The sequence below is a fragment of the Pelagimonas sp. KU-00592-HH genome (genome assembly GCF_040369695.1).
Lineage (GTDB): Bacteria > Pseudomonadota > Alphaproteobacteria > Rhodobacterales > Rhodobacteraceae > Shimia.
Genome location: NZ_BAABWM010000006.1, coordinates 76,677 through 101,315, shown reverse-complemented (window position 1 = coordinate 101,315; position 24,639 = coordinate 76,677). Strand labels below are relative to the sequence as shown.

The window sequence follows — 24,639 nt, the reverse complement described above, 5'->3', positions numbered from 1 at the left end:
TCGTCAGGAATGATGAAAGGGCGTCCCACGGGGCGCCCTTTTGCTTTGCAGTCGCTTCCTTAACGTCATCTTCTCGTTGAACACGGGGTCTGAATGCCGCATAGAGGCTCTGGCCTGCTGGAGACGCCAGCCTGCCGTGCGCCGGTCATGACGCAGCCCCTCATGATCCTCCCCGTTTCGGGGCAATCATGAGGCGTTTTCCTGCGATGGCGACGGATCCCAATGCCAGGCCCTTGGCCCCCTCGACACCCGGCCCCGTCCTGCGCATCCTCAAGCGCTGTTTGCTTGTCCTGTTCGGCCCGTTCCAGTTTCTCTTCATTGCCTTCGTGCCCCTGCTTTGCGCACACCGTCCGGGGTTTCGGGGATGGTATTGGCGATTGGTGAAACGCGCCTGCTCGCGGCTTCTCTGGCTGCTGAGTATCCGGGTCGAGATCTCCGAGCAGGAACGCGTGGCACTTGCCGAGGACACCGGCAGCGTCATAGTCATCAACCACCGCAGCCATCTTGATGGGTTTACCATGATGGACGCGGTGCCGGACCGCAAATGGTTCACCTTTGCCGCCAAGAAGGAACTGTTCGACGCCCGTTTGCTGCGCACCGGTTTCAAGGCTGCGGGGCTTGTCGAGATCGACCGCAAGAGCGGCAAGGTCGCGATGGAAACCCTGAGTGATGCCGTGCGATCCATGCCTGACCGCCGCTCGGTTGTGCTGTTTCCGGAAGGCACCCGGACCAAGTCGGAAAGCCTTGGCCAATTCAAGGCAGGTGCCGTCGTCGTTGCCCGTGAAAGCGGCCGCACCATCCGGCCCATCGTCATCCTCGACAGTGATCGGCTGTTGCCGCGTGGACGTTTCTCTCCCTTGAGCGGAACCGTCCGCATTCGCGTGCTCGATCCCTTTCACTGTGATCCGCAGGTCAGCGTCGAAGAGGATGTCGAACGCTTGAGGGGACAGATGATGGCGGTGTTTGATCGCGGCTAGAAAGGTTCTGCCGTCACCCCGCCAAAGAGGTTGGCAGTAGGGCTTCAGGAATAAAGAAAGGGCGTCCCGCGGGGCGCCCTTTTGCCTATTGTCGCTTGTTCGAAAGCTGGATAGCACCTTCGAAAGGGCCGATTGTCAGAGAATGAGATCGCCCGGGTCTGGAAACAGGTGTTCTGCCGGATCACCCGTCGTCAGGTCTTCGTAGTCCACAAGGATCTTGCTGTCCTTGATGTTGCGCTTGGCAGCCACATAAAGTTCCTCGCCGGCGGCGGGCACACCGTGGCTTGTCAGGAAGGCAAAATAGTCATCCTTCGAGCCTTCCTGCTCGATCTCAACCAGCCTGTAACGTTTGCCGGCGCTGTCCTTCACCCAATAGTAGACCTCGCCGAAAATCTGACCTCCGTTGCCGACTTCCTCGCCATCCATGTTGATGACCGTCGCCGTTTGATAGGTTGCGTCATCGGCCTGTTCGTTGACCAGATTGTCGCCTGACAGGTTCCCCTCGTCATCCGTGACAGTAATCAGAAGCGTGGGCAGTTCGGGCAGGACAATCGTGTCGCCAACAAAAAGGTTCTTCTTGCCGCTCACGGTAAGGAGGTCGAACTCGTTAAAAGCCGTGAACTCGAACTCGTCAGCCGGGGCGGGGTCCGGGTCGGGGACATCAGCGGTAAGCGAGCTGTACTCGGGGATCAGGGTCTTGTTCTTGATGTTGACCTTGGTGTCCACGGTGAGCGCGGTGCCAGCCTTGGGGAGGCCATAGTCGGTCACGAAGGCAAAATAGTCATCACCGCCGCCTTCCTGTTCGATCTCGACCAGGGCATAGCGGTTGCCTTCGGCGTCGCTGACCCAGAAAAACACCTCGCCATAGATCTTGCCGCCATTGCCGATCTCGTTGCCCGAGGCATCCAGAATTGAAGCCGTCTGACCGCTCGCATCATCGGCACTCTCGCTGACGATATTGTCTCCGGACAGGGCGCCGTCGTCGTCGGTCACGCGAATAGAGAGGGTTGGTGCCGTGGGCACGACAATCGTGTTGCCAACAAAGAACTTCGACTTGCCACCTGTCGCGAGATCGCTTTCCCGGAACGCGGAAAATTCATAGGTTTCAAATGCCATTCGAGTCCCTCCACTCAGCACGGTCCTTGGCAAAATATGTCAGCCGTAGAGTGGGATGCTAGCAGGTTGGGGGGCGAGAGTCGAATATCCCTTGTTTTCCACGGTCCTGCGGCACGGTACATGAACCGGCAGAGGGGTACTGGCCCCCTTTTGCTTTGGGGTGCCGTCTTTGGCTGCGCAGCCAAAAAGGGGCGGAGGAATGTTGTTATAACGTGGAATTCGTCGAAACCCTGTGATGATAGAGTTGATATAGAGACTGTAAGTTCATTCCATTTTTGAGAGCATAAAACAAAAGAACTACGGAATTGAAAAAGAGAAATAGATGCCCGGATTACTTGCCTACACGCTGCTATTCATGACCGCTGGCAGCATGGCGCTGTCTTGTACATTTGATGGAAGCTTCCGTTTCGAGCCGGATCTACAAAATTGGCGTCCATTTGATGAGGCGGGTGAATACTTGGGGAGCCTTCCGGCTCCCTCGGTGCGGGTTCTCGAGGTAAAGCGCGGAAAAGAACCGGCTGGGATGACTTGTGATGATGCTGGAACGATTTCCGTTTCGGTATCTCTGCCTGAGGGGACAAGGTACTCCCTTAAGGATCTTGGGGTCTATTTTCGAACAATCGGCGGCACGGCACCGGATATCATTTTCCCTTCAAGTCCGGTGGTTGGAGAAATCAATGGCAGTGAATATCGGTTCTTGTTTGCATGGTTGGATGGGCATCCCTCACAGCAAATTCCGATTGATTTGGAAGTGGAAATCTTCTTCGTGGCAAAAGACCTTGCTCTCGGTGCTTCGGTATTGCAAAGAATCCGAGCCGAGATTGGGATAGCTCAGACCGAAGGAAGATAAGGTCGACACGATTCCTCTGAGGATCGCTGAAATGCCCTTGCCACATCCCCTAATCCCCTCTATATCGCGCGAGTTCTCATAAGGAACATGAAGGCGGGGTGATTCCCGCCTTTTCGGGTTCGATGAGGGTTTGCGGTGGTCGCGGGTCCTCCTCTCAACTCCAACGCCTAAAAAAGGCTGACGAAATGCAAAGTCAAAACATTCGCATTCGGCTGAAGGCTTTCGATTACCGCGTGCTGGATGCAAGCACCCAGGAAATCGTGAACACTGCAAAGCGCACCGGCGCGCAGGTTCGTGGCCCGATCCCGCTTCCCAACAAGATTGAGAAGTTCACCGTTCTGCGTGGTCCCCACGTTGACAAGAAATCCCGCGATCAGTTCGAGATCCGTACGCACAAGCGTCTTCTCGACATCGTTGATCCGACCCCCCAGACCGTGGACGCGCTGATGAAGCTCGACCTGGCGGCTGGCGTGGACGTCCAGATCTCGGTTTAAGGAGGGTATAGGAATATGCGCTCTGGTATCATCGCGAAAAAAGTGGGCATGACCCGCTTGTTCATGGAAGACGGCAAACAGATCCCTGTAACCGTTCTTTCGCTCGACGGCCTTCAGGTCGTTGCACAACGCACCACCGACACCGACGGCTACACCGCAGTGCAGCTGGGCGCTGGTTCGGCCAAGGCAAAACGCACTTCGCAAGCAATGCGCGGTCACTTTGCCAAAGCTGGCGTAGAGCCCAAGCGCAAGGTTGCCGAGTTCCGCGTTTCGGAAGACGCCCTGATCGAAGTTGGCGCCGAGATCTCGGCCGAGCACTTCCTCACGGGTCAGAAGGTTGACGTTTCGGGCACCTCGATCGGTAAAGGTTTTGCCGGTGCCATGAAACGCCACAACTTTGGCGGTCTGCGCGCCTCGCACGGTGTTTCGATCTCGCACCGTTCGCACGGTTCGACCGGTCAGTGTCAGGACCCGGGCAAGGTTTTCAAAGGCAAGAAGATGGCCGGCCACATGGGTGCCGTCCGCGTGACCACTCAGAACCTCGAAGTCGTGAAAACCGACGCCGAGCGTGGTCTCGTCTTCATCAAGGGCGCTGTGCCCGGCCCGAAAGCCGGCTGGGTTACCGTCAAGGACGCCGTTAAGAAAAAAGCCCCCGAAGGTCTGCCGTTCCCGGCTGCCCTGAAAGCGGCTGCAACCGAAGCACCGGCTGAAGAAGCCCCCGCGGAAGGTGGTGAAGCATGAAACTTGACGTGATCAATCTCGACGGCGGCAACGCAGGCAACATCGAACTGTCGGAAGACCTGTTCGGCCTGGAGCCGCGTGCGGACATCCTGCACCGCGTGGTCCGTTGGCAGCGCAACAACGCGCAGGCCGGCACCCACAAGGTGAAGACCCGTTCGGAAACCTCCTACTCGACCAAGAAGATCTATCGCCAAAAAGGCACCGGCGGCGCACGCCACGGTGACCGTAACGCGCCGATCTTCCGTAAAGGTGGTATCTACAAGGGCCCGACCCCGCGTTCGCACGGCCACGACCTGCCGAAGAAATTCCGCAAGCTGGGCCTCAAGCACGCACTGTCCGCCAAAGCGAAAGCAGGCGAGCTGGTGGTGATCGAGAACGCCGAAGCCGAAGGCAAGACCGCAGCTCTGGCCAAGCAGGTGAAAAACCTAGGCTGGAAACGCGCTCTGGTCATCGACGGCGCATCGGTTAACGAAGGCTTCCTGAAGGCATCGCGCAACATCGAAGGTCTGGATATCCTGCCGACGATGGGTGCAAACGTTTATGATATCCTCAAGCGTGACACCTTGGTGATCACCAAAGCAGGTATCGAAGCTCTGGAGGCTCGTTTGAAATGACCGCTAAGGCAGAACATTACGACGTGATCCGCAAGCCGGTTATCACCGAGAAATCGACCATGGCATCGGAAAACGGTGCGGTTGTTTTCGAAGTGGCAATCGACGCCAACAAACCGCAGATCAAGGAAGCTGTAGAAGCTCTCTTTGGTGTGAAGGTCAAAGCGGTGAACACCACCATCACCAAGGGTAAGGTCAAACGTTTCCGCGGCCAGATCGGCAAGCGCAAAGACGTTAAAAAAGCCTACGTGACCCTGGAAGAAGGCAACACGATCGACGTGACCACCGGTCTGTAAGATCTGTTTTCTTCGAGAAATCGAAAAGCCCCTCGGTGAAAGCCGGGGGGCTTTTTTTGTCCGAATGCAATGCGCTTCGGATAGAATTAGGGTTGCAGCCCGGAGCTTAGCCTTCCTCGAAGATTGGTTGGTTTACTTCTCGCGACTATCCTATCCGAGCAGCTGATGGTGGTGCTCTCGATCATAAGAAACTATTTTCCACAACAGACATTGGATTTTGAAGCAGAGATTTTTTGGTGAAATGAGCGAAGCGACGGTTCAGGTTTATAAGGAACCAAGTTTGGAGAACCTCCTCGAACCGGGAGAGCAGGTTCTTTGGACGGGGGTACCTTTTAGAGGGCAGGGTCTGTTCGAGCCGGTCGGACAAGAGCGCCTCATTCATCTGTCTCTGTTGGTGGGAACGGTCTTGATGTGGTGCAGTCTTCCCTTCATCGGCGCGGAGAGCCGGTTCGGGGTCAGAGATGCCTACTGGGTGTACGGCGTAGTCAGTATCGCATTCTTGGCGATAAGCTGTTCTCTGGCGCACCAGCGGCGTTATGTTCTTAGCAACTTTCTGTACTTCGTAACCGACGAGCGTACAATTTTGTGCCGTAGGGCGATGAACTGGCGTCTATCCGAGCGGCTCTACGTTGTGTCTTGCCCGCTCTCAACAACCTTCCCCTATGAAGTAGTAGAGACAAGGCCGTATCCCTCAATCAGAGTCGGCACGCTGCTTTCAGAAGATGTCGTGCAACCCTTTGGGATCGGCATTTCTCATCCTGGGCATTCGCCACTGTGGGGCCGTATCACGATGCAGGTGATGTTTGACTATCTCGAAGATGTCGAGGCGGTTCGCGCATTGATCTTGCAGCAAGCCGCGCAGGCTGAAGCTGCGCTGGCAAAACGGGGCTAACGGTTGCTCAATAAAAGCAACCCTTCCTATAGACACGCCACCCGTCCCCTGCTACTAGCACCCATCGCACTGGCCTCAGATTCGTTCTGGGGCCGGTTCGTTTTGAATTCGGGCACCTTCGGGGGCCTATACCACGGGCCACCTTCGGGGGGCTAAACATAGCGGGGATACCGGGCGAACCCGGTGCTTCGCACTGCTAAACGGAAGACAGAAAGCATGGCACTCAAGTCGTATAAACCGACGACGCCGGGCCAGCGTGGGCTGGTTCTGATCGACCGTTCGGAGCTTTGGAAAGGGCGTCCGGTCAAATCTCTCACCGAGGGTTTGACCAAGTCGGGCGGCCGGAACAACACCGGACGGATCACCTCGCGTCGTCGCGGCGGTGGCGCAAAACGCCTTTACCGTATTGTTGACTTCAAACGTAACAAATTCGATGTTGCGGCAACCGTTGAACGGATCGAATACGACCCGAACCGGACCGCCTTCATCGCTCTGATCAAATACGAAGACGGCGAGCAGGCCTATATCCTCGCTCCCCAGCGTCTTGCAGTTGGCGATCAGGTCCTGGCCTCGGCCAAAGCCGACATCAAGCCGGGCAACGCAATGCCGTTCTCGGGCCTGCCGATCGGTACCATCGTACACAACATCGAACTGAAGCCGGGCAAGGGCGGTCAGATCGCACGTGCCGCAGGCACCTATGCTCAGTTCGTTGGTCGTGACGGTGGCTACGCTCAGATCCGCCTCTCGTCGGGCGAACTGCGCATGGTCCGTCAGGAATGCATGGCCACTGTTGGTGCCGTGTCGAACCCCGACAACTCGAACCAGAACTACGGTAAAGCCGGTCGTATGCGCCACAAGGGCAAGCGTCCGTCGGTCCGTGGTGTTGTCATGAACCCGATCGACCACCCGCACGGTGGTGGTGAAGGCCGGACTTCGGGTGGTCGTCACCCGGTAACCCCCTGGGGTAAGCCGACCAAGGGTAAGCGCACCCGCAACAAGAACAAGGCGTCGCAGAAGCTCATCATCCGCTCGCGTCACGCCAAGAAGAAAGGCCGTTAATCCATGGCACGTTCTGTATGGAAAGGCCCCTTCGTTGATGCTTATGTCCTGAAAAAGGCCGAAGCAACGCGTGAATCGGGCCGCAATGAAGTGATCAAGATCTGGTCGCGTCGTTCCACCATCCTGCCGCAATTCGTCGGTCTGACTTTTGGTGTGTACAACGGCCAGAAGCACGTTCCCGTGCTGGTAACTGAAGACATGATCGGTCAGAAATTCGGTGAATATTCGCCGACCCGTACCTACTACGGGCATGCTGCCGACAAAAAAGCGAAACGGAAGTAAGTCATGGGCAAGGCAAAGAACCCCCGTCGCGTGGCTGAAAACGAAGCAATGGCGAAAACTCGCATGCTCCGTACCAGCCCGCAAAAACTGAACCTGGTTGCTGGCATGATCCGCGGCAAGAAAGTTGAGAAGGCCCTGACCGACCTGACTTTCTCGAACAAGCGTATCGCGCAGGACGTGAAGAAGTGCCTTCAGTCCGCAATCGCCAACGCCGAAAACAACCACAACCTGGACGTTGACGAGCTGATCGTCGCAGAAGCGTATGTGGGCAAGAACCTGACCATGAAACGCGGTCGTCCGCGCGCCCGTGGTCGTTTCGGCAAGATCATCAAACCGTTCTCGGAACTCACCATCAAGGTGCGTCAAGTTGAGGAGCAAGCCTAATGGGTCAGAAGGTTAATCCGATTGGCATGCGTCTTCAGGTCAACCGCACCTGGGACAGCCGCTGGTACGCAGATACCAAGGACTACGGCGATCTTCTTCTGGAAGACCTGAAAATCCGTGAGTTCATCAAGACCGAGTGCAAGCAAGCCGGTGTTGCTCGTGTGATCATCGAACGTCCGCACAAGAAGTGCCGCGTTACGATCCACACCGCACGTCCGGGTGTCATCATCGGCAAGAAAGGTGCAGACATCGAAGTTCTGCGCAAGAAACTTGCTTCGATGACCGACAGCGAACTGCACCTGAACATCGTTGAAGTGCGCAAGCCCGAGCTCGACGCTCAGCTGGTAGGCGAGTCGATCGCTCAGCAGCTGGAACGCCGTGTTTCGTTCCGCCGCGCAATGAAACGTGCCGTTCAGAACGCAATGCGCATGGGTGCCCTGGGCATCCGTGTAAACGTTGCCGGTCGTCTGGGTGGTGCCGAAATCGCACGTACCGAATGGTACCGCGAAGGTCGCGTTCCGCTTCACACCCTGCGTGCTGACATCGATTACGCACACTCCGAAGCGATGACCCCCTACGGGATCATCGGGATCAAGGTCTGGATCTTCAAAGGTGAGATCATGGAGCACGATCCGTCGGCGCGTGACCGTAAGGCACAAGAACTCCAGGATGGTCCTGCACCTCGCGGTGCCGGTGGCCGTCGCTAAGGGAGAACTGACAGATGCTTCAACCAAAGCGTACTAAATTCCGCAAGGTCCAGAAGGGCCGTATCAAAGGCGAAGCCAAGGGTGGTTCGACCCTGAACTTCGGCTCGTACGGTCTGAAGGCAACCACGCCCGAGCGTGTGACCGCCCGCCAAATCGAGGCAGCGCGTCGTGCCATGACCCGTCACATGAAACGTCAAGGTCGTGTTTGGATCCGTATCTTCCCCGACACTCCGGTCACTGCAAAGCCGATCGAAGTTCGTATGGGTAAAGGTAAAGGCTCCGTCGACCGTTGGGTTTGCAAAGTTAAGCCCGGCCGCGTGATGTTCGAAATCGACGGCGTTAACGACGATGTTGCTCGCGAAGCCCTGCGCCTCGCAGCGATGAAACTGCCGGTGAAAACCCGCGTCGTCGTCCGCGAAGACTGGTAAGAACGTCGAAAACGCCTTCGGGCGTTTTCTGACAAGCGCATAAGAGCGCACCAGTTCGAAAAACAAGAAACCCCCGCTGAGAGATCAGCGGGGGTTTTCCTTTATTCTCTCGATTGGCGTCTACCGGTATTTCGCCGCCGTGATGAACTCGCCAAAGGCCTCACACCAGATCAGCACCGTATCATAGGCCTCGATATCCACGCCCTCCGGCACTTCGAGGATCAGGCCGTCGAACGTCTTCACGTCGCTAACCTGCACAGAGCGCACCTTCACCGCTTCGAACGAGGCCTCGTCCTCGACGAACTCTGGCACGAGGTAAAGCTTGTAATCCGGCCCCGGCGCCAGCTTGCCCATGTGCACGATCTGTTTGGGCGACACGCTGACCGTGCCTTCGCCCCAATGCAGGAAATCGCTGCCCTTGAGATCGCGGGTGAAAGCGGCGGTATAGGTCGCGCCCTGCGCCTCTGCCTCGAGCACCGCCCGATCCGGCCCCTTGGGGGCAGTCAGGATCGGCAGGAAATACACCCCCAGCGCAAACCCGATCGCAAGGGCAATGGCATGGGTGACCAACAACAAAATACGCCGCATCTCGAACTCCTTTTTCGATCAGTCTAGGCGCGGGGCGCAGGTTTTGAAACCGCTTGAACGAGGCCGAAGGATCAAAGGAACCGGGGCACCACGCCGGGGCTATCCTGCACGACGATATCCCCGGCCGTGACGTTCTTCGCATTTGCAAGCGAGATCACCATCTCCCGCGTCTCGTCGCCCGACACAAAATAGGCCGTGACCTTGGTGTCATCCGCCAGTTCCTGCACCGTAATGTCGCTCAGCGCAAAGTCGGGATCGTCAATCTCAGGCACCAGAAGCAGCGTGTCTTCGCCCGGGGCAAAATCCTTAATGGTCCCGATGCGAACGCGCACGGTGTCTGCATCCGGCCGCGCCACCAGGGCCCCTGTCCAGCCTGAACTGTCTTCGCCGTGATCCGAAATCAATACTTCGGCCACATCGTTGCCCGCGCCGCCGGTCAGGTTGAACCCGCTCGAGCCCGTGTAGATCGGCAGCGACGCGGCCCGCAGCGTGTCGTCTCCCTCACCGCCATCCAGAACCATACCGTCGCTGGATAGAAGCACATCGTTGCCGACGCCGCCGCTCACCAGCCCGCCATTGCCCGCGCCGTACAGGGTGTCGTTGCCCTCGCCGCCTTCGATCGTGACAACGGAAGAACTGGCCCTAACGTTGATATCGTCGTCTCCGTTCCCGCCCAGGATCGTCCGCCCCAGAACATCGCCGGTGATCGTGTCGTTGCCGTCTCCGCCTTCGACGAGCCCGCCATCGTCAAACACGGTCAGGACATCATCACCATCGCCGCCAAGGATCACGCCGCCCTGTGCTTCGATGGTGTCATTGCCCGCGCCACCATCCACGGTGCCCTGGATCGTATTGCCCGGATCGTTTTCCACTGTTCCGTCCCAAGCCCGATCGGCTTCGTTGTCGAATAGGTCGATCATGTCGTTCCCCGCGCCGCCCTCGACCGTTACATGCGAATAGGGATCAAACGGGTCCACATTCTCCGGCCGCAGTAGGGTAAAGATGTCGTCTCCATCCGTCCCGATCGCAGGGGTGCCATCCGACACCTCGATGGTCTGCGGCGGTTCCGGGGTGTCGGGCTCATCCACCACAGGGGGCTCTTCGACCGTGTCCTCCACGCTTTCGTCCCCGGCATTTTCCGTTGCCGGATCGCTGTCATCCAGAAAAAGCAACCCGGCCCCAAGCAGTGTCGCACCCAGCAGAAGAAACAGTTCCATGTCAAAGCCCTGTGATAACATTCAAACAATGAAGAGAGCCTAGGGCCGCCAACAGACCAATGCAACCACAGCATGTGCTTGCGCCGCCACGCGATCAGCACTTTTGTTTGCCGGGCATCGGATTTATGAGAGGGGCATGGCACAGATCGAATCCCTCTTCGTCACCCGTTTCTACCGCGCACAGCTGTCGGAATATGGCAAACCCGTCGATTCCGAAGAGCTGGAAGACGCCTGCTACTCAATCGCCGAAGATGACGAGGCCGGCCAGGAATGGTGCGAGACCGAAGGCTATCCGGGATACACCTCCTATGCCTCGCTCACCGATCTGCCCTGGCGCTTCCCGATCTTCGCAGACATCGTCGAGGCGCTCGACAAACACGTTGCCGCCTTTGCCGAGGATCTCGAGTTCAACCTCGAAGGCAAGAAGCTGGTGCTCGAGGACATCTGGATCAACATCCTGCCCGAAGGCGGTCTGCACACCTCGCACCTGCATCCGCATTCCGTGATCTCAGGCACCACCTATGTGTCGCTGCCCGACGGGGCAGGGGCCCTGAAACTGGAAGACCCCCGCTCTGGCCGCATGATGGCCTCTCCCGCCCGCAAACAGTGCGCCCGCCGCGACATGCAGGCCTTCATCTACATGAAGCCGCAGATCGGCGAAGTCTTCCTCTGGGAAAGCTGGCTGCGCCACGAGGTGCCGATGAACATGGCCGAAAGCAACCGCGTCTCGGTCAGCTTCAACTACAAGTGGGAGTGAGGTTGGTCGAGGGAAAGCACCAAGTGCCGCAACCTCGGTCCACCAGCGCGGCTTGTCTTTAGTCGTGCACCGGCTAAGCTAAAAAGAATTTTCATTTTGTCGAAATTTCTTGATTGAGAGGCGTGGCGTTGAGAAGCACTTCGTTTGTTAAGGCCCTTTCCTGTGCAGGTTTATTTGTTGCTCTCTTGGGCGGAGCAGCGTCTTCCGAGGTTTGTAGCGAGCCCTATAAGCGGCCACACTACAAAACCAGAAGCCACTATTGCCAAGCTGGGCAAATGGTCGTGGATCAATACTCCGATGGGCGAAAAGTTCCCTGTGAACACATGGAAGTTGACCATTTGGTCTCTCTTTTTCACGCTTGGAACTCTGGGGTTTGTGGCGAAAATCTAAAGCGTTTGGCCAATGACCCAAGAAATCTCCGATTTACGCATTGGCAGACAAACCGTGCAAAAGGCGCGCTTTCTCCTGAAGAATTTGCAGACACTCTTCCAAGAAAGGTTGCGAGGAACGTGCTGGCCGACGCCGACGCACTAAGGTCGGAATATAACTTTCCAAAGATCGGCAAAGCATCCAAACGGGCGGCATCGCTGGCTCGGGAGCTCGATCTGACTCGCGTTGAGCTGAACTCTCATAAGCAGCAATTGGCTGGTTTGAGAGCGACCGATGTAATTTATCGCGGACAAAAAACGTCTCGGGCACAAGCCGTCCGAGACTTTAGCTATCGGGTTTCGAAACGCGTTTCCTTCGGCGCATTTAGGAACGTTTCATCGATGGTTGGCGAAGCTATGCCAGCAGTTGGAGCCTCTGTCGTGGTCGGAGTTACTGCTCTTGAAGTTCGCGATGCCTGCATGACACTTCGGGATACTTATGAGTTGAACGTTGCTTTTAATCCCGACCTAGCCATTCCTGATGAAGTGACCTCGGTTTGTGCGATTGAGCTCCCTTCGCAGGAAGAGATTTACGCGATGATCTTGGAGAGTCCGGAAACTGCCTGGGGGGCAGCAGCTGGTTACTTGTCCGATTTGCCCGAATTCGGACAAATCGAATTTGATTGGTGGGAATATTGGAGCCTGGCCAAAGCTTCCTTGGCCAATGCCGGAAGCGCGGTCGCCGATGGGGCAAACACAATTTGGGAGAAACCACTTGAAGAGTGGCGGCTGCCTTGGTCTGAATAGCAGGCGGCCTTTTTCCGAAAGCCTCCCCACTATTTGCAGTCTTAGATCGTCACCCCTCCAACAATCTGAACATCCGACGCAGTCACACCCGCAGCGCCTGCCAGTTCCACGGCGATGCCGCGTTCTTCCGGCAGGTCGGGGTGGGTGTAGTAGAGCACCACATGTGTGCCCGAGGCGTCCGCGGACGGCACCACTTCAAACCGCGAGAAGCTGGCGTCGTTGCTGGCAAAGTTGCTGTAAGGGTCAATCACCAGAACGTCTTCGCCCGACTCGAAATCATCAATAGTGATGCCGGTGTCGAAGGTGCCGTCAAAACTGTGCTGAGTCAGGTCCGAGGCCAGAACCTCCAGTTCAAACCGGTCGGCCCCTGCGCCGCCGCTCAGCGTTGAGTTTACGCTCTGGCTCACCTGGTCAGGCAGCCCGAAGCCCGACACAAGCGTGTCGTCCCCCTCGCCACCATCCGCCAGCATCCGTTCAAAGTTGGTAATGCGGCCTTCCAGCGTGAGGTGGTCATCCCCCTCGTCGCCAAACAGGGTCGCTCGCGCGCCATCGGACGATAGCGTGTCATCACCCGCGCCGCCATGCAGCGTGTTGGCATAGCCTGCGTCGGTGATCACGTCGTCGCCATCCTCGCCGAACAGCTCCGAGTCGCTCAGGTATTCTGAGCCCGTCAGCGTATCCGCCCCGTCGCCCGCCTCAACGGTGATGTTGTTGGCGCTGTCCACATCGGTCAGGATCAGGTCATCGCACTCCGTCGTTTCGACCAGCGTCGCGTCACCCTCGACTAGAATCTCGATACCGTCACAGACCTGCGGGTCTTCCGGTTGTTCTGCCGGCGTATCGTCAACCTGTTCTTCGCTGGTGTCCTCATCCGAGGAGGTCCATTCGATCAGGCCAACGGCGCCCATCGTGATCAGAAAAATTGCCCAACCCATAAATCTATCCCAACTTGAAAAAAGCTTGTGCCAATAACGTTAATTGCTGCTAACAAGCGTCACAAGCCCGGGAAGCGCACAAGACTGTTTCCAGCCTTTGAACTAAAGGGAAATTCTCAAACTTTCCCTTGCCATCCCCCCAACCCAACCGTATAAGCCGCCATCTCGCGGATTCCCATTCAGGGGATTCGTGTGTTTGTCATTTGTCCATCAGGCAAAAAGGTAACCCCTCACATAACCCAGGGGGCCTTCTGATGTATGAGAAAGGAAGAGGCGATGAACGCCAACGAACTGCGTGAAAAAACGCCGGATCAGCTCCGTGAAGAGCTGGCCAACCTCAAGAAAGAATCGTTCAACCTTCGTTTCCAACAGGCCACCGGCCAACTGGAAAACGCTGCGCGTATCCGTGCGGCACGTCGTGCAGCTGCACGCGTGAAGACCATCCTGAACGAAAAAGCCAAAGCAGCCGAATAAGAGGAGCCAGATAGATGCCCAAACGTATCCTGCAAGGCACCGTGACTTCGGACGCCAACGCCCAAACCGTAACCGTGTCGGTCGAACGTCGCTTCACCCACCCGGTTCTGAAGAAGACCATTCGTAAGTCCAAGAAATACCGGGCTCACGATGAGAACAACACCTACAAAGTAGGTGACTCTGTTCGCATTATCGAATGCGCACCGCGTTCGAAAACCAAACGCTGGGAAGTTCTGGAAGCCTAAGAGTCTCACTTTGAGACTCCTGGCGACTAGACTGAACAGTTAGTCGAAACCCTGGGGATCACGGCACGCATCGCCGCCCCATAGGTCGGGAGAAACCACATGATCCAGATGCAAACAAATCTGGATGTAGCTGACAACTCCGGCGCACGCCGAGTTCAGTGCATCAAGGTTCTGGGTGGTTCCAAGCGTAAATACGCATCCGTTGGCGACATCATCGTCGTCTCGGTTAAGGAAGCCATTCCGCGCGGTCGCGTTAAAAAAGGTGACGTCCGCAAGGCCGTCGTCGTGCGCACCGCAAAAGAAGTCCGTCGTGAAGATGGCACCGCGATCCGTTTCGATCGCAACGCAGCCGTAATTCTGAACAACAACAACGAGCCGGTCGGTACCCGTATCTTTGGCCCGGTTGTTCGTGAGCTGCGCGCCAAGAACTTCATGAAGATCATCTCGCTCGCGCCGGAGGTGCTGTAAGATGGCTGCTAAACTGAAAAAAGGCGACAAGGTCGTCGTTCTGGCCGGTAAGGACAAGGGCAAAGAGGGTACCATTTCCTCGGTTGACCCCAAAGCCGGCAAGGCCGTCGTGGAAGGCATCAACATCGCCATCCGCCACACCCGTCAGAGCCAAACCTCGCAAGGTGGCCGCATCCCGCAAGCGATGCCGATCCAGCTGTCGAACCTGGCTCTCCTGGACGCAAACGGCAAACCGACCCGCGTTGGCTTCCGCATGGAAGGTGACAAGAAGGTCCGCTTCGCCAAAACCACTGGGGACGTGATCGATGCTTGATGATGCAAACTACACCCCGCGTCTGAAGACCCTCTACAAGGACACCATCCGCGCTGCCCTTAAAGAGGAGTTCGGCTACAAGAACGATATGCAGATCCCCAAGCTGGAGAAGATCGTTCTGAACATCGGCTGTGGCCGTGCCGCCGTCAAAGACAGCAAGAAAGCCAAGTCCGCTCAGGCCGACCTCACCGCAATCGCGGGTCAGAAAGCCCTGACCACCACGGCAAAGAACTCCATCGCCGGCTTCCGCGTTCGCGAAGGCATGCCGATGGGCGCCAAGGTGACCTTGCGTGGCGACCGCATGTACGAATTCCTCGATCGTCTGATCACCGTAGCGATGCCGCGTATCCGCGACTTCCGTGGTGTTAAGCCGTCGTTCGATGGCCGCGGCAACTTTGCCACCGGCCTGAAAGAACACATCGTGTTCCCGGAAATCGATTTCGACAAGGTCGACGAGAACTGGGGCATGGACATCGTAATTGCCACCACCGCTGACACCGACGCGGAAGCGAAGAGCCTGTTGAAAGCTTTCAACATGCCGTTCAACGCGTAAGGGCGGGAGAGGATATCATGGCTAAAAAATCTATGATCGAACGCGAGAAAAAGCGCGAGCGTCTGGTAGCGAAATTCGCCGCCAAGCGCGCCGAGCTGAAAGAGATCGCGAATGACGAGAGCCGCCCGATGGAAGAGCGCTTCAAGGCGCGTCTGAAACTGGCGAAACTGCCGCGTAACTCGTCGGCAACCCGTCTTCACAACCGCTGCCAGCTGACCGGCCGTCCCCACGCTTACTACCGTAAGCTCAAGGTAAGCCGTATCATGCTGCGCGAGCTGGGTTCTGCTGGTCAGATCCCCGGCATGGTTAAATCGAGCTGGTAAGGAGAGAACGATATGAACGATCCTATCGGTGATATGCTGACCCGTATCCGCAACGGCCAGATGCGTGGCAAGTCGACCGTGTCGACCCCCGCTTCGAAACTGCGCGGCTGGGTTCTGGATGTACTGGCCGACGAAGGCTACATCCGCGGCTACGAAGCGTCTGAAGAGAACGGCCACCCGGCGTTCGAAATCAGCCTGAAATACTACGAAGGCACCCCTGTTATTCGCGAGCTGAAGCGGGTCTCCAAACCCGGTCGTCGCGTGTACATGGGCGTCAATGACGTACCTACCGTCCGCCAGGGCCTGGGTGTGTCGATTGTCTCCACCTCGAAAGGTGTGATGTCGGATGCAAGCGCACGCTCCAACAATGTTGGCGGCGAAGTGCTCTGCACGGTCTTCTAAGGAGAGCTGTAAATGTCTCGTATTGGTAAAAAACCGGTCGAGCTGCCCAGCGGCGTAACTGCCTCTGTCTCCGGCCAGACCATCGAAATCAAAGGTCCGAAAGACACCCAGTCTTTCACTGCAACTGACGATGTCACCATTGCAGTTGAAGACAACGCTGTGACCGTGACTCCGCGTGGCATGTCCAAGCGCGCACGTCAGCAGTGGGGCATGTCGCGCACCATGGTTGCCAACATGATCACCGGCTGCACCACCGGTTTCAAGAAAGAGCTTGAAATCCAAGGTGTTGGTTACCGTGCACAGATGCAGGGCAATGTCCTGAAACTGTCGCTCGGTCTGTCGCACGACGTGAACTTCGACGTTCCCGCCGGCATTACGGTCACCGCGCCGAAGCCGACCGAGATCATCATCGAAGGCACCGACGCACAGCTGGTGGGCCAGGTTGCGGCGAACATCCGCGAATGGCGTAAGCCCGAGCCGTACAAAGGCAAAGGTATCCGCTACAAAGGTGAATTTATCTTCCGCAAGGAAGGTAAGAAGAAGTAAGGACCAGCAAGATGGCAAACAGCAAACGGACCCTGTTCCTCAAGCGCCGCCTGCGCGTCCGGAACAAACTTCGCAAGATCAACGGCGACACCAAACTGCGCCTGTCGGTACACCGTTCGAACAAGAACATCAGCGCTCAGCTGATCGACGATCGCAACGGCGTCACCGTCGCTTCCGCCTCGACCCTCGAAAAGGATCTGGGCGTAGTTGGCAAGAACAACGTCGCAGCAGCCACCAAGGTTGGTGCAGCGCTTGCCGAGCGTGCGAAAAAAGCCGGTGTCGAAGAAGCATACTTCGACCGCGGTGGCTTCCTCTTCCACGGCAAGGTGAAGGCAGTAGCCGACGCCGCGCGTGAAGGTGGCCTGAAGATCTAAGACTTGAGGGGGACGGCAACGTCCCCCCGATGATCCGGGGCGGTGCCAGTCGGGACCGCCACCAGGATTGGATTTCACGGCGCCTGACGCGCCAGAACTGAAAAGGAATGCCGAAAATGGCAGAACGTGAAAATCGCCGTGGCCGTGGCCGCCGCGAAGAAGAGACTCCGGAATTCGCCGACCGCCTGGTCGCGATCAACCGCGTTTCGAAAACCGTTAAAGGTGGTAAGCGCTTCGGCTTCGCCGCTCTGGTTGTCGTAGGCGATCAAAAAGGTCGTGTAGGCTTCGGTAAAGGTAAAGCGAAAGAGGTCCCCGAGGCCATCCGCAAAGCCACCGAGCAAGCCAAGCGCCAGATGATCCGCGTGCCGCTGCGTGAAGGCCGTACCCTGCACCACGACATCGAAGGTCGTCACGGCGCAGGCAAGGTGATCATGCGCACCGCACCGGAAGGTACCGGTATCATTGCAGGTGGTCCGATGCGTGCCGTGTTCGAGATGCTGGGCATCAAGGACGTGGTTTCCAAGTCGGTTGGTTCGCAGAACCCCTACAACATGATCCGCGCCACCATCGACGGCCTGCAAAAAGAAGCAAGCCCGCGTCAAATCGCGGCGCGCCGTGGCAAGAAAGTTGCTGACATCCTGAAAAAGGATGACGCACCGGCAACCGAAGCCGCTGAAGCGTAAGGAGACGAAGACATGGCTAAAACCATCGTTGTAAAGCAGGTCGGTTCGCCGATCCGTCGCCCGCAGGACCAGCGCGCCACCCTGATCGGCCTGGGCCTGAACAAGATGAACAAGACCCGTGAACTCGAAGATACCCCTTCGGTTCGTGGCATGATCCGCAAGATCCCGCACCTGGTCGAAATCATCGAAGAGCGCGACTAAGCCTCTGGCACTTGATGACTGAAACGCCCCGCAGTTTTCTGCGGGGCGTTTTCTTTTGTGGTGGTCCCAAAGTCATGCAGTTTCCACATGACGGCAATGCTTGGGTGTTCGTTGTCGTGAAACCGTTACATTCCTATCTCCGCTGCATCGCCGCAAGGCAGTGAAACAGCGGCCGGGTCGAGGCTCTCCCCGGCAAAGACGAACAGGAAACAACAATGGCTTATGCAACTCCCACCTCGGCGGGTGCCGGGCGCTCTTTTGGCTTTGGCGCCTTTGTCGCCTACATCCGTGACGCAATCGCAACCCGTGTGGCCTACCGCCGTACATTTACCCAACTGTCGCGCCTCAATGATCGTGAACTGGCCGACATCGGCCTCGTGCGTTGTGACATCGACAAGGTCTGCACCGGCCGGGACATGCGCTGACACGTCCGGCGAATCGACAGGAACCTAAACTCGTTAACAAGCGTTGCATTTCCGGCAAGGCAGGGTTGCGGGATTGGCGTTGGTGCTTTTGAAAGCGTGGGCTTAAAGACCGCGCCAACACAAAACATCACCCAATACATGGAAAACCCGATGGCCGACCTCGCCGTACAACCGACCCGCTTCACCGTGATCCTGAAACCGATCGTCACACTGGCACGCCGCATCAAGGCGCTGGCAGCCACAGAACCCGTTCCCTACTGGACAGACTATTTGAACGGTCAGCAGGGCAAGTAAACCGCTGCAAATCCGATACCGGCAAAAAGTTTTCAAACTGCCGGATTTATATGCAGTAAACGCATGGCGGCGTTGATTTTTCAGCAGTTGTTGAATCAGGGACCGCCCCCTAAATGACCGCCATAGCCAGAAGGCAATGTGCCGGCCCGCCGACCGGTCTCACTCACAGGAAAAAAGACATGTTCTACATCGCAACCAAAGCAGACGCAGGCTACGACCTTTTTGGCCGCATCAGCCATGGCGTTGAAGATCTCATGCTGGCAATCGCCAAACGCCGCGACGCCATCCGCACCTACCGCGAGCTTTCGGCTCTGAGCGACCGCGAGCTGGAAGACATCGGTCTGCGCCGCGAAGAGATCGCAGCCGTCGCCAAGGGCTAAGCCCGCGGACACAAGCCCATCAGGGCACCGGAATAAAAGCGCCTCGCAGGACACTGCGGGGCGTTTTGTGTTCAGGTGGGAAAAACTAGGGAAAAGATGTCTATCGGCTGCGTGAGACCCTTGAGATCAAAGGCCCCGACAAGCCGTGTCTTTCCTTCAACAAGATCGGCAAACTCTGGTGACATCAGCAAAGGCAGACCGACCTGTCCACACAGGGCTTCGATACGGGCCGCAAGATTTACAGCGTTGCCCATGACGGTAAAGTCCAACCGTCGCTCGGACCCGGTGTTTCCATAGAGTACATTCCCGATATGCAGTCCGATCCCGAACTGGATCTCATCGGTCTGCTGCGAAAGGGCCTTTCGGGCGGTCTCTGTCGCACTTCGCGCTGCCGCTTCAGCACTTTCGCTAACCGGAAAAACGGCCAATACGCCGTCTCCCATGAATTTCAGAATTTCCCCATCATGCTCCCGCACCGCCGTATCCAGTATTTCGAAATAGGCATTGGCGATCTCCACGGCCTCTTCGACCGGCCGTTCGGCATTCAAACGCGTCCAACCGCGCAGGTCGCTCATCAGGATTGCGGCATCCAGTCGGTCAACTTGTCCACGGGTTATGTCTCCGCCCAAGACTCTCTGTCCGGTCGAGGGGCCAAGGTAAGCGCTGGCCACGGCGCGCGACAGAACTGTAAGTCGCCTGACTTCCACGAGCGGAGAGACGATTCTCGACACTTCGCTCAAGCCAGCACAATCGTTTTCGGAAAACCCCTCTGGATCATCCGTAACGGCAATCATGATCCCGCTCATGTGGTCTCCGTAGACAAGCGGCAAGCCGAAGTAGTCGGTCGCTCCGCGTTCGCGCAATTCGTGAAAGGCCAGGTGATCGTCAGTAGTCAGGGTTGACAGGTCACGATGCAGAGGCGCCCTGGTTGCCGTTATCTGCTGCATGGGACTACCGGCAAATGCGCTACGCTGCTCAAGGCCATGCGGGCTGACAAACACGTCCTGAGGGCCGGTTTCACGCTCCCAGATTGTGCTAATGGCCGTGACAAGAGGATGTGTGGTGCGCATCGCAAGGCGAAACCGCCACAAAGGCAAACCTGCCTCGACCAACTTGTCGGCCAAGGCGTATGTGACAGCTTCGAGGTTCGGCAGGGCAGGGCCTTCGCGTAAGAGCCACCCGGTAACGGTTTCATGATTCCATGTCATTGGCCAAATGTAGGTGAATTGCCGTCCTTTCCAAAACGCAAGACAGCTGCCCCGACGCTTGCATCAACTCACAAAGGCGTCTATAGCCCCCCGGTGGCCAACTGGGTCACAGAATCAACAAGCAAGAAAAGCCGTGTTTGACCCGCTTACGCTTCAGGGGTCAGTTCCGGCAAAGGAGAAGCGATATGAAACTGCACGAACTGCGCGACAATCCCGGCGCAACCAAGAAACGCATGCGCGTTGGCCGTGGTCCCGGCTCCGGCAAAGGTAAAATGGGTGGCCGTGGTATCAAAGGTCAAAAGTCGCGTTCGGGTGTAGCCATCAACGGCTACGAAGGCGGCCAAATGCCCCTCTACCAACGTCTGCCGAAGCGTGGCTTCAACAAGCCGAACCGCAAGAAATTCGCAGTCGTTAACCTGGGCCTGATCCAGAAATTCATCGACGAAGGCAAGCTGAACGCCTCGGAAACCATCACCGAAGAAGCACTGGTTGCTTCGGGTCTGGTGCGCCGCACCCTCGACGGTATCCGCGTTCTGGCCAAAGGCGACGTAACTGCCAAGGTTGAGCTGGACGTGACCGGCGCCTCGAAATCGGCCATCGAAGCCGTAGAAAAAGCTGGCGGCTCGCTGAAAGTCAAAACCGCGTAAGCGGCAAATTAACAGGTTGTGAGCGGCCGCCATGCCGCTTACATATCCTTGAGTTTTCCAAACGCCGCCAAACCGGAAAACGGTTCTGGCGGCGTTCTTATTCAACAGAGAGATCCTGATGGTATCTGCAGCAGAGCAAATGGCGGCCAACACAAGCTGGGCCGCGCTTGGTAAAGCCACCGATCTTCGCAATCGCATCCTGTTCACACTGGGCTTGCTGATCGTCTACCGCCTTGGCACCTACATTCCCGTGCCCGGCATCGACGGCGCAGCCCTGCGTGACTTCATGGAAAGCGCAGCGCAAGGCATCGGCGGCATCCTGACCATGTTCACCGGTGGCGCACTGGGGCGCATGGGCATCTTTGCTCTGGGCATCATGCCCTATATCTCGGCCTCGATCATCGTTCAGCTTCTGACCTCGATGGTGCCTGCTCTTGAGCAGCTCAAGAAAGAGGGCGAACAGGGACGCAAGAAGATCAACCAGTACACCCGTTACGGCACCGTGGCCCTTGCCACGCTGCAATCCTATGGTCTCGCGGTATCGCTTGAGGCCGGCGAACTGGTGACTGACCCGGGCATGTTCTTCCGTGTGGCCTGCATGATCACCCTCGTTGGTGGTACCATGTTCCTGATGTGGCTGGGCGAACAGATCACCCAGCGCGGCATCGGCAACGGTATCTCGCTGATCATCTTCGTCGGCATCATCGCCGAGGTTCCCGCCGCCCTCGCACAGTTCTTCAGCCAGGGCCGTTCCGGCGCCATCTCGCCGGCCGTGATCATCGGTGTGATCGTGATGGTCGTCGCCGTGATTGCCTTCGTGGTCTTCATGGAGCGCGCGCTGCGCAAGGTTCACATTCAGTATCCCCGCCGCCAAGTGGGCATGAAGGTCTATGACGGCGGCTCCAGCCACCTGCCGGTCAAGGTAAACCCGGCGGGCGTTATCCCGGCGATCTTTGCCTCGTCGCTGCTGCTGCTGCCGACCACGATCTCGACCTTCTCGGGCAACCAGACCAGCCCGATCATGTCGACGCTGCTGGCCTACTTCGGCCCCGGTCAGCCGCTCTACCTCGCGTTCTTCACCCTGATGATCGTCTTCTTCGCCTACTTCTACACCTTCAACGTGTCGTTCAAGCCGGATGAAGTCGCCGACAACCTGAAGAACCAGAACGGCTTTGTGCCGGGCATCCGTCCGGGCAAAAAGACCGCCGAGTATCTCGAGTACGTCGTGAACCGCATCCTGGTTCTGGGTGCGGCCTATCTTGCGGCAGTTTGTCTCTTGCCTGAAATCCTTCGTGGACAGCTGGCGATCCCCTTCTATTTTGGCGGCACCTCGGTTCTGATTGTGGTCTCCGTGACCATGGACACCATCCAACAGGTTCAGAGCCACCTACTGGCCCACCAGTACGAAGGGCTGATCGAAAAGTCGCAGCTGTCCGGCAAGGGCCGCAAGCGCAAGCGTAAGGGACCTGCACGTCGATGAACATTATTCTGCTTGGACCGCCCGGCGCGGGCAAAGGAACTCAGGCCGGTTTTCTCGTGGAAGGCCGCGACATGATCCAGCTCTCGACCGGTGACATGCTGCGCGCAGCCAAGACGTCGGGCACCGAGATGGGCAAGATCGTCGCCGAGGTCATGGACAAGGGCGAACTGGTCACCGACGAGATCGTGATTGGCCTGATCCGTGAAAAGCTCGAAGGCGACAAAAAGGGCGGCTTCATCTTTGATGGCTTCCCGCGCACCCTGGCCCAGGCAGATGCACTCGAAGAGCTGCTGAAGGAATTCGGCGAAAAACTCGACGTCGTGATCGAAATGCAGGTCAACGATGACGTGCTGGTCGACCGTATCGTTGGCCGTGCCGCCGAAGCGGTTGCCGCCGGTGGCACTGCCCGTGCGGATGACAATGAGGAAAGCCTCAAGATCCGCCTGATGGAATACTACAAGAAGACCTCGCCGCTGATCGGGTATTACCACGCCAAGGGCAACCTCAAGTCGATCGACGGTCTTGGCACCATCGACGAGGTCAAGGGCGCCATCGCACGCATCCTCGACGCCTGAGCCTGATTTTCCTGCGGGAAATCACGTAACCAAGATAGACTGACCCCCGAGGATAATCCCGGGGGTCTTTTCATGTTCAGAGCATTGCTAATGGTCGCGCTGGCGACGGCCGCACAGGCCAACCCGCTTCAATTTGTCGATGACCCTGTCGCCTGCACCGCCTTGAGAAGCGGCGAAGGGGGCAACGATGTGATCAGCGCCGTTGCCGACGGCGCGATGATCCTGACCCGCGACGGTATGGACTCCATCGAGTATTACTGCGAGTTCGCCCCCGCCATCGTGTTCGATTGGACCGAGGATGCCTCAACCCAGGTCCGCCTTGGATTTTGCGAGGAACCTGGGCCCTATATCACTCCAACGGTCTTTGCCTTTCGGATGTACAACAACGAGCCGAATCTCGTATACGTCCACGAGGGAGAAGCCTCCGAAGGGCATGTGTTTTCACTCTGTCCCTAGGTCTTTGGGCGGAACGTCAGGGTTTTGCCCGAATGGGGTTGACCTGTGAAGAATTTCCAAATACCCAGCACCATCTCTTCATGAGAATCATATCGCCGACGGGGTCGCTCCCCCTAGGCAGATCACCTGGATCAGCTGAGGCCCGGCGGAAAACGCGTCGGGCTTACGTTGTGAAAAAAGGTTCCGGAACTACGGAACCGCAACGAAAAGGAAAGTGACACGTGGCACGTATTGCCGGCGTAAACATCCCGACTGCAAAGCGGGTACCTATCGCCCTCACCTACATCACCGGAATCGGCCCCGCATCGGCGAAAGCCATCTGCGAAGCCGTGAACATCGAAGCAACCCGTCGCGTCAACGAACTGTCGGACGCCGAGGTTCTTTCGATCCGCGAGCACATCGACGCAAACTACACCGTAGAAGGTGACCTGCGCCGCGAAGTGCAAATGAACATCAAACGCCTGATGGACCTGGGCTGCTACCGTGGCCTGCGCCACCGTCGTAACCTGCCGGTTCGCGGTCAGCGTACCCACACCAACGCCCGCACCCGTAAGGGCCCGGCGAAGCCGATCGCCGGCAAGAAGAAATAAGGGGGGCTTGATCAATGGCACGTGATAAGACTCGCACTAAGCGTAAAGAGCGTAAGAACATCGCATCGGGCGTTGCCCACGTGAACTCTTCGTTCAACAACACCAAGATCCTCATCTCGGACGTACAGGGCAACGCGATCTCATGGTCGTCGGCCGGCACCATGGGCTTCAAAGGCTCGCGTAAGTCGACCCCCTATGCTGCTCAGATGGCTGCAGAAGATGCAGGCAAGAAGGCTCAGGAACACGGCGTGAAGACCCTTGAGGTCGAAGTACAAGGTCCGGGTTCGGGTCGTGAATCGGCACTGCGCGCCCTGGCCGCAATCGGCTTCAACATCACCTCGATCCGTGATGTGACCCCGATCGCGCACAACGGCTGCCGCCCGCCGAAGCGCCGCCGCGTCTAATCGACATTATTTATCTCTGGGGCCGCGTGATTTTCACGGCCCCAGTTCGCCGTTTTGAAACCTCGGGAGTCTGACCCTTTTGGACATGG

At 57.5% G+C, this 24,639-nt stretch carries 39 protein-coding genes; 34 read left to right on the top strand and 5 right to left on the bottom strand.

All coding sequences use genetic code 11. The features are described from left to right. Window positions 1-188 precede the first annotated feature (188 nt). The gene (locus ABWV42_RS19520; RefSeq protein WP_353341628.1) at window positions 189-977 is read left to right on the top strand and encodes a lysophospholipid acyltransferase family protein; all 789 of its coding nucleotides are present in this window, start codon (window positions 189-191) and stop codon (window positions 975-977) included. Between the two features lie 135 nt (window positions 978-1,112). Here ABWV42_RS19520 and ABWV42_RS19515 read toward each other — a convergent pair whose 3' ends face one another. Beyond that, window positions 1,113-2,093 carry a hypothetical protein gene (locus ABWV42_RS19515; protein WP_353341627.1) on the bottom strand — a complete coding sequence of 327 codons (981 nt, stop codon included), beginning with the start codon at window positions 2,091-2,093 and terminating at the stop codon, window positions 1,113-1,115. Window positions 2,094-2,415: 322 nt separating this feature from the next. Between ABWV42_RS19515 and ABWV42_RS19510 the strand changes: the two genes are divergently transcribed. The 11 genes from ABWV42_RS19510 (at window position 2,416) to rplP (ending at window position 8,837) form a co-directional block, all read left to right on the top strand. Further along, window positions 2,416-2,943 (top strand): hypothetical protein, encoded by a 528-nt coding sequence (locus ABWV42_RS19510; RefSeq protein WP_353341626.1) that lies wholly within the window; start codon window positions 2,416-2,418, stop codon window positions 2,941-2,943. Between the two features lie 185 nt (window positions 2,944-3,128). Continuing rightward, window positions 3,129-3,437, top strand: a complete 309-nt coding sequence (gene rpsJ, locus ABWV42_RS19505) for a 30S ribosomal protein S10 (protein ID WP_044028221.1) — start codon at window positions 3,129-3,131, stop codon at window positions 3,435-3,437. Window positions 3,438-3,452: 15 nt separating this feature from the next. Beyond that, complete coding sequence (rplC, locus tag ABWV42_RS19500) at window positions 3,453-4,178, top strand: 50S ribosomal protein L3 (RefSeq protein WP_255109834.1); 726 nt, start codon at window positions 3,453-3,455, stop codon at window positions 4,176-4,178. Further along, window positions 4,175-4,792, top strand: a complete 618-nt coding sequence (rplD, locus tag ABWV42_RS19495) for a 50S ribosomal protein L4 (protein ID WP_353341624.1) — start codon at window positions 4,175-4,177, stop codon at window positions 4,790-4,792. The genes rplC and rplD overlap by 4 nt, the downstream gene beginning before the upstream one ends. After that, window positions 4,789-5,085 (top strand): 50S ribosomal protein L23, encoded by a 297-nt coding sequence (locus tag ABWV42_RS19490; RefSeq protein ID WP_255109838.1) that lies wholly within the window; start codon window positions 4,789-4,791, stop codon window positions 5,083-5,085. The genes rplD and ABWV42_RS19490 overlap by 4 nt, the downstream gene beginning before the upstream one ends. A gap of 241 nt (window positions 5,086-5,326) precedes the next feature. After that, window positions 5,327-5,977 (top strand): hypothetical protein, encoded by a 651-nt coding sequence (locus ABWV42_RS19485; RefSeq protein ID WP_353341623.1) that lies wholly within the window; start codon window positions 5,327-5,329, stop codon window positions 5,975-5,977. Between the two features lie 216 nt (window positions 5,978-6,193). Then, window positions 6,194-7,036 (top strand): 50S ribosomal protein L2, encoded by an 843-nt coding sequence (gene rplB / locus ABWV42_RS19480; RefSeq protein WP_255109842.1) that lies wholly within the window; start codon window positions 6,194-6,196, stop codon window positions 7,034-7,036. A gap of 3 nt (window positions 7,037-7,039) precedes the next feature. After that, window positions 7,040-7,318, top strand: coding sequence for a 30S ribosomal protein S19 (rpsS, locus tag ABWV42_RS19475; protein ID WP_255109844.1), 279 nt, complete (start codon window positions 7,040-7,042; stop codon window positions 7,316-7,318). A gap of 3 nt (window positions 7,319-7,321) precedes the next feature. After that, a complete protein-coding gene (gene rplV / locus ABWV42_RS19470; RefSeq protein WP_255109846.1) occupies window positions 7,322-7,702 on the top strand; it encodes a 50S ribosomal protein L22 in 381 nt (126 codons plus the stop codon). Further along, window positions 7,702-8,409: a 30S ribosomal protein S3 gene (gene rpsC, locus ABWV42_RS19465; RefSeq protein WP_255109848.1), complete on the top strand. Its 708-nt coding sequence runs from the start codon at window positions 7,702-7,704 to the stop codon at window positions 8,407-8,409. Before rplV ends, rpsC begins: the two co-directional genes overlap by 1 nt. A 14-nt stretch (window positions 8,410-8,423) precedes the next feature. Beyond that, the gene (gene rplP / locus ABWV42_RS19460; protein ID WP_255109851.1) at window positions 8,424-8,837 is read left to right on the top strand and encodes a 50S ribosomal protein L16; all 414 of its coding nucleotides are present in this window, start codon (window positions 8,424-8,426) and stop codon (window positions 8,835-8,837) included. 120 nt (window positions 8,838-8,957) lie between these two features. On the opposite strand, the gene ABWV42_RS19455 is transcribed toward rplP, so the two are convergent. After that, window positions 8,958-9,425 carry a DM13 domain-containing protein gene (locus tag ABWV42_RS19455; protein WP_353341621.1) on the bottom strand — a complete coding sequence of 156 codons (468 nt, stop codon included), beginning with the start codon at window positions 9,423-9,425 and terminating at the stop codon, window positions 8,958-8,960. 71 nt (window positions 9,426-9,496) lie between these two features. After that, window positions 9,497-10,642, bottom strand: coding sequence for a calcium-binding protein (locus ABWV42_RS19450; RefSeq protein ID WP_353341620.1), 1,146 nt, complete (start codon window positions 10,640-10,642; stop codon window positions 9,497-9,499). 136 nt (window positions 10,643-10,778) lie between these two features. Between ABWV42_RS19450 and ABWV42_RS19445 the strand changes: the two genes are divergently transcribed. Further along, a complete protein-coding gene (locus ABWV42_RS19445) occupies window positions 10,779-11,399 on the top strand; it encodes a TIGR02466 family protein (protein ID WP_353341619.1) in 621 nt (206 codons plus the stop codon). 281 nt (window positions 11,400-11,680) lie between these two features. Continuing rightward, complete coding sequence (locus ABWV42_RS19440) at window positions 11,681-12,574, top strand: hypothetical protein (protein ID WP_353341618.1); 894 nt, start codon at window positions 11,681-11,683, stop codon at window positions 12,572-12,574. Window positions 12,575-12,615: 41 nt separating this feature from the next. On the opposite strand, the gene ABWV42_RS19435 is transcribed toward ABWV42_RS19440, so the two are convergent. Further along, window positions 12,616-13,509, bottom strand: coding sequence for a calcium-binding protein (locus ABWV42_RS19435; protein WP_353341617.1), 894 nt, complete (start codon window positions 13,507-13,509; stop codon window positions 12,616-12,618). Window positions 13,510-13,785: 276 nt separating this feature from the next. On the opposite strand from ABWV42_RS19435, the gene rpmC reads away from it, so the two are divergent. The 14 genes from rpmC to ABWV42_RS19365 all read left to right on the top strand — a co-directional run bounded on the left by rpmC (window position 13,786) and on the right by ABWV42_RS19365 (window position 19,190). Then, window positions 13,786-13,983, top strand: coding sequence for a 50S ribosomal protein L29 (gene rpmC / locus ABWV42_RS19430; RefSeq protein ID WP_255109864.1), 198 nt, complete (start codon window positions 13,786-13,788; stop codon window positions 13,981-13,983). Between the two features lie 14 nt (window positions 13,984-13,997). Next, window positions 13,998-14,228, top strand: a complete 231-nt coding sequence (gene rpsQ, locus ABWV42_RS19425) for a 30S ribosomal protein S17 (RefSeq protein WP_255109866.1) — start codon at window positions 13,998-14,000, stop codon at window positions 14,226-14,228. 99 nt (window positions 14,229-14,327) lie between these two features. Then, window positions 14,328-14,696, top strand: a complete 369-nt coding sequence (gene rplN, locus ABWV42_RS19420) for a 50S ribosomal protein L14 (protein ID WP_005621870.1) — start codon at window positions 14,328-14,330, stop codon at window positions 14,694-14,696. A gap of 1 nt (window position 14,697) precedes the next feature. Further along, window positions 14,698-15,009: a 50S ribosomal protein L24 gene (rplX, locus tag ABWV42_RS19415; RefSeq protein ID WP_255109868.1), complete on the top strand. Its 312-nt coding sequence runs from the start codon at window positions 14,698-14,700 to the stop codon at window positions 15,007-15,009. Further along, the gene (gene rplE / locus ABWV42_RS19410) at window positions 15,002-15,562 is read left to right on the top strand and encodes a 50S ribosomal protein L5 (protein ID WP_255109871.1); all 561 of its coding nucleotides are present in this window, start codon (window positions 15,002-15,004) and stop codon (window positions 15,560-15,562) included. Before rplX ends, rplE begins: the two co-directional genes overlap by 8 nt. Window positions 15,563-15,579: 17 nt before the next feature. After that, window positions 15,580-15,885, top strand: a complete 306-nt coding sequence (gene rpsN, locus ABWV42_RS19405) for a 30S ribosomal protein S14 (protein WP_255109873.1) — start codon at window positions 15,580-15,582, stop codon at window positions 15,883-15,885. A gap of 12 nt (window positions 15,886-15,897) precedes the next feature. Continuing rightward, the gene (rpsH, locus tag ABWV42_RS19400) at window positions 15,898-16,287 is read left to right on the top strand and encodes a 30S ribosomal protein S8 (RefSeq protein ID WP_255109875.1); all 390 of its coding nucleotides are present in this window, start codon (window positions 15,898-15,900) and stop codon (window positions 16,285-16,287) included. 12 nt (window positions 16,288-16,299) lie between these two features. Beyond that, a complete protein-coding gene (rplF, locus tag ABWV42_RS19395; protein WP_255109877.1) occupies window positions 16,300-16,833 on the top strand; it encodes a 50S ribosomal protein L6 in 534 nt (177 codons plus the stop codon). 11 nt (window positions 16,834-16,844) lie between these two features. Further along, window positions 16,845-17,207, top strand: a complete 363-nt coding sequence (gene rplR, locus ABWV42_RS19390; protein ID WP_255109879.1) for a 50S ribosomal protein L18 — start codon at window positions 16,845-16,847, stop codon at window positions 17,205-17,207. 116 nt (window positions 17,208-17,323) lie between these two features. Beyond that, a complete protein-coding gene (gene rpsE, locus ABWV42_RS19385; protein ID WP_255109881.1) occupies window positions 17,324-17,890 on the top strand; it encodes a 30S ribosomal protein S5 in 567 nt (188 codons plus the stop codon). A gap of 12 nt (window positions 17,891-17,902) precedes the next feature. Further along, complete coding sequence (gene rpmD, locus ABWV42_RS19380; protein WP_255109883.1) at window positions 17,903-18,091, top strand: 50S ribosomal protein L30; 189 nt, start codon at window positions 17,903-17,905, stop codon at window positions 18,089-18,091. Window positions 18,092-18,306: 215 nt separating this feature from the next. After that, complete coding sequence (locus tag ABWV42_RS19375) at window positions 18,307-18,516, top strand: DUF1127 domain-containing protein (RefSeq protein ID WP_255109885.1); 210 nt, start codon at window positions 18,307-18,309, stop codon at window positions 18,514-18,516. A 96-nt stretch (window positions 18,517-18,612) separates the two neighbouring features. After that, a complete protein-coding gene (locus ABWV42_RS19370; protein ID WP_353341616.1) occupies window positions 18,613-18,810 on the top strand; it encodes a hypothetical protein in 198 nt (65 codons plus the stop codon). 179 nt (window positions 18,811-18,989) lie between these two features. Beyond that, on the top strand, window positions 18,990-19,190 hold the full coding sequence (locus tag ABWV42_RS19365; protein ID WP_255109889.1) for a DUF1127 domain-containing protein: 201 nt from the start codon (window positions 18,990-18,992) through the stop codon (window positions 19,188-19,190). A 71-nt stretch (window positions 19,191-19,261) separates the two neighbouring features. Here ABWV42_RS19365 and ABWV42_RS19360 read toward each other — a convergent pair whose 3' ends face one another. After that, on the bottom strand, window positions 19,262-20,398 hold the full coding sequence (locus ABWV42_RS19360) for an adenylate/guanylate cyclase domain-containing protein (RefSeq protein WP_353341615.1): 1,137 nt from the start codon (window positions 20,396-20,398) through the stop codon (window positions 19,262-19,264). 185 nt (window positions 20,399-20,583) lie between these two features. On the opposite strand from ABWV42_RS19360, the gene rplO reads away from it, so the two are divergent. The 6 genes from rplO (at window position 20,584) to rpsK (ending at window position 24,550) form a co-directional block, all read left to right on the top strand. Further along, window positions 20,584-21,045 (top strand): 50S ribosomal protein L15, encoded by a 462-nt coding sequence (gene rplO / locus ABWV42_RS19355; RefSeq protein WP_255109895.1) that lies wholly within the window; start codon window positions 20,584-20,586, stop codon window positions 21,043-21,045. Between the two features lie 118 nt (window positions 21,046-21,163). Then, window positions 21,164-22,525 (top strand): preprotein translocase subunit SecY, encoded by a 1,362-nt coding sequence (gene secY, locus ABWV42_RS19350; protein WP_255109897.1) that lies wholly within the window; start codon window positions 21,164-21,166, stop codon window positions 22,523-22,525. Further along, window positions 22,522-23,100, top strand: coding sequence for an adenylate kinase (locus ABWV42_RS19345; RefSeq protein WP_353341614.1), 579 nt, complete (start codon window positions 22,522-22,524; stop codon window positions 23,098-23,100). The genes secY and ABWV42_RS19345 overlap by 4 nt, the downstream gene beginning before the upstream one ends. Window positions 23,101-23,172: 72 nt before the next feature. Next, window positions 23,173-23,556 (top strand): hypothetical protein, encoded by a 384-nt coding sequence (locus tag ABWV42_RS19340; RefSeq protein ID WP_353341613.1) that lies wholly within the window; start codon window positions 23,173-23,175, stop codon window positions 23,554-23,556. 221 nt (window positions 23,557-23,777) lie between these two features. Then, window positions 23,778-24,146, top strand: coding sequence for a 30S ribosomal protein S13 (gene rpsM / locus ABWV42_RS19335; protein WP_255109904.1), 369 nt, complete (start codon window positions 23,778-23,780; stop codon window positions 24,144-24,146). Window positions 24,147-24,160: 14 nt separating this feature from the next. Beyond that, window positions 24,161-24,550 carry a 30S ribosomal protein S11 gene (gene rpsK / locus ABWV42_RS19330; protein WP_108857342.1) on the top strand — a complete coding sequence of 130 codons (390 nt, stop codon included), beginning with the start codon at window positions 24,161-24,163 and terminating at the stop codon, window positions 24,548-24,550. The last annotated feature ends 89 nt before the right edge of the window (window positions 24,551-24,639 follow it).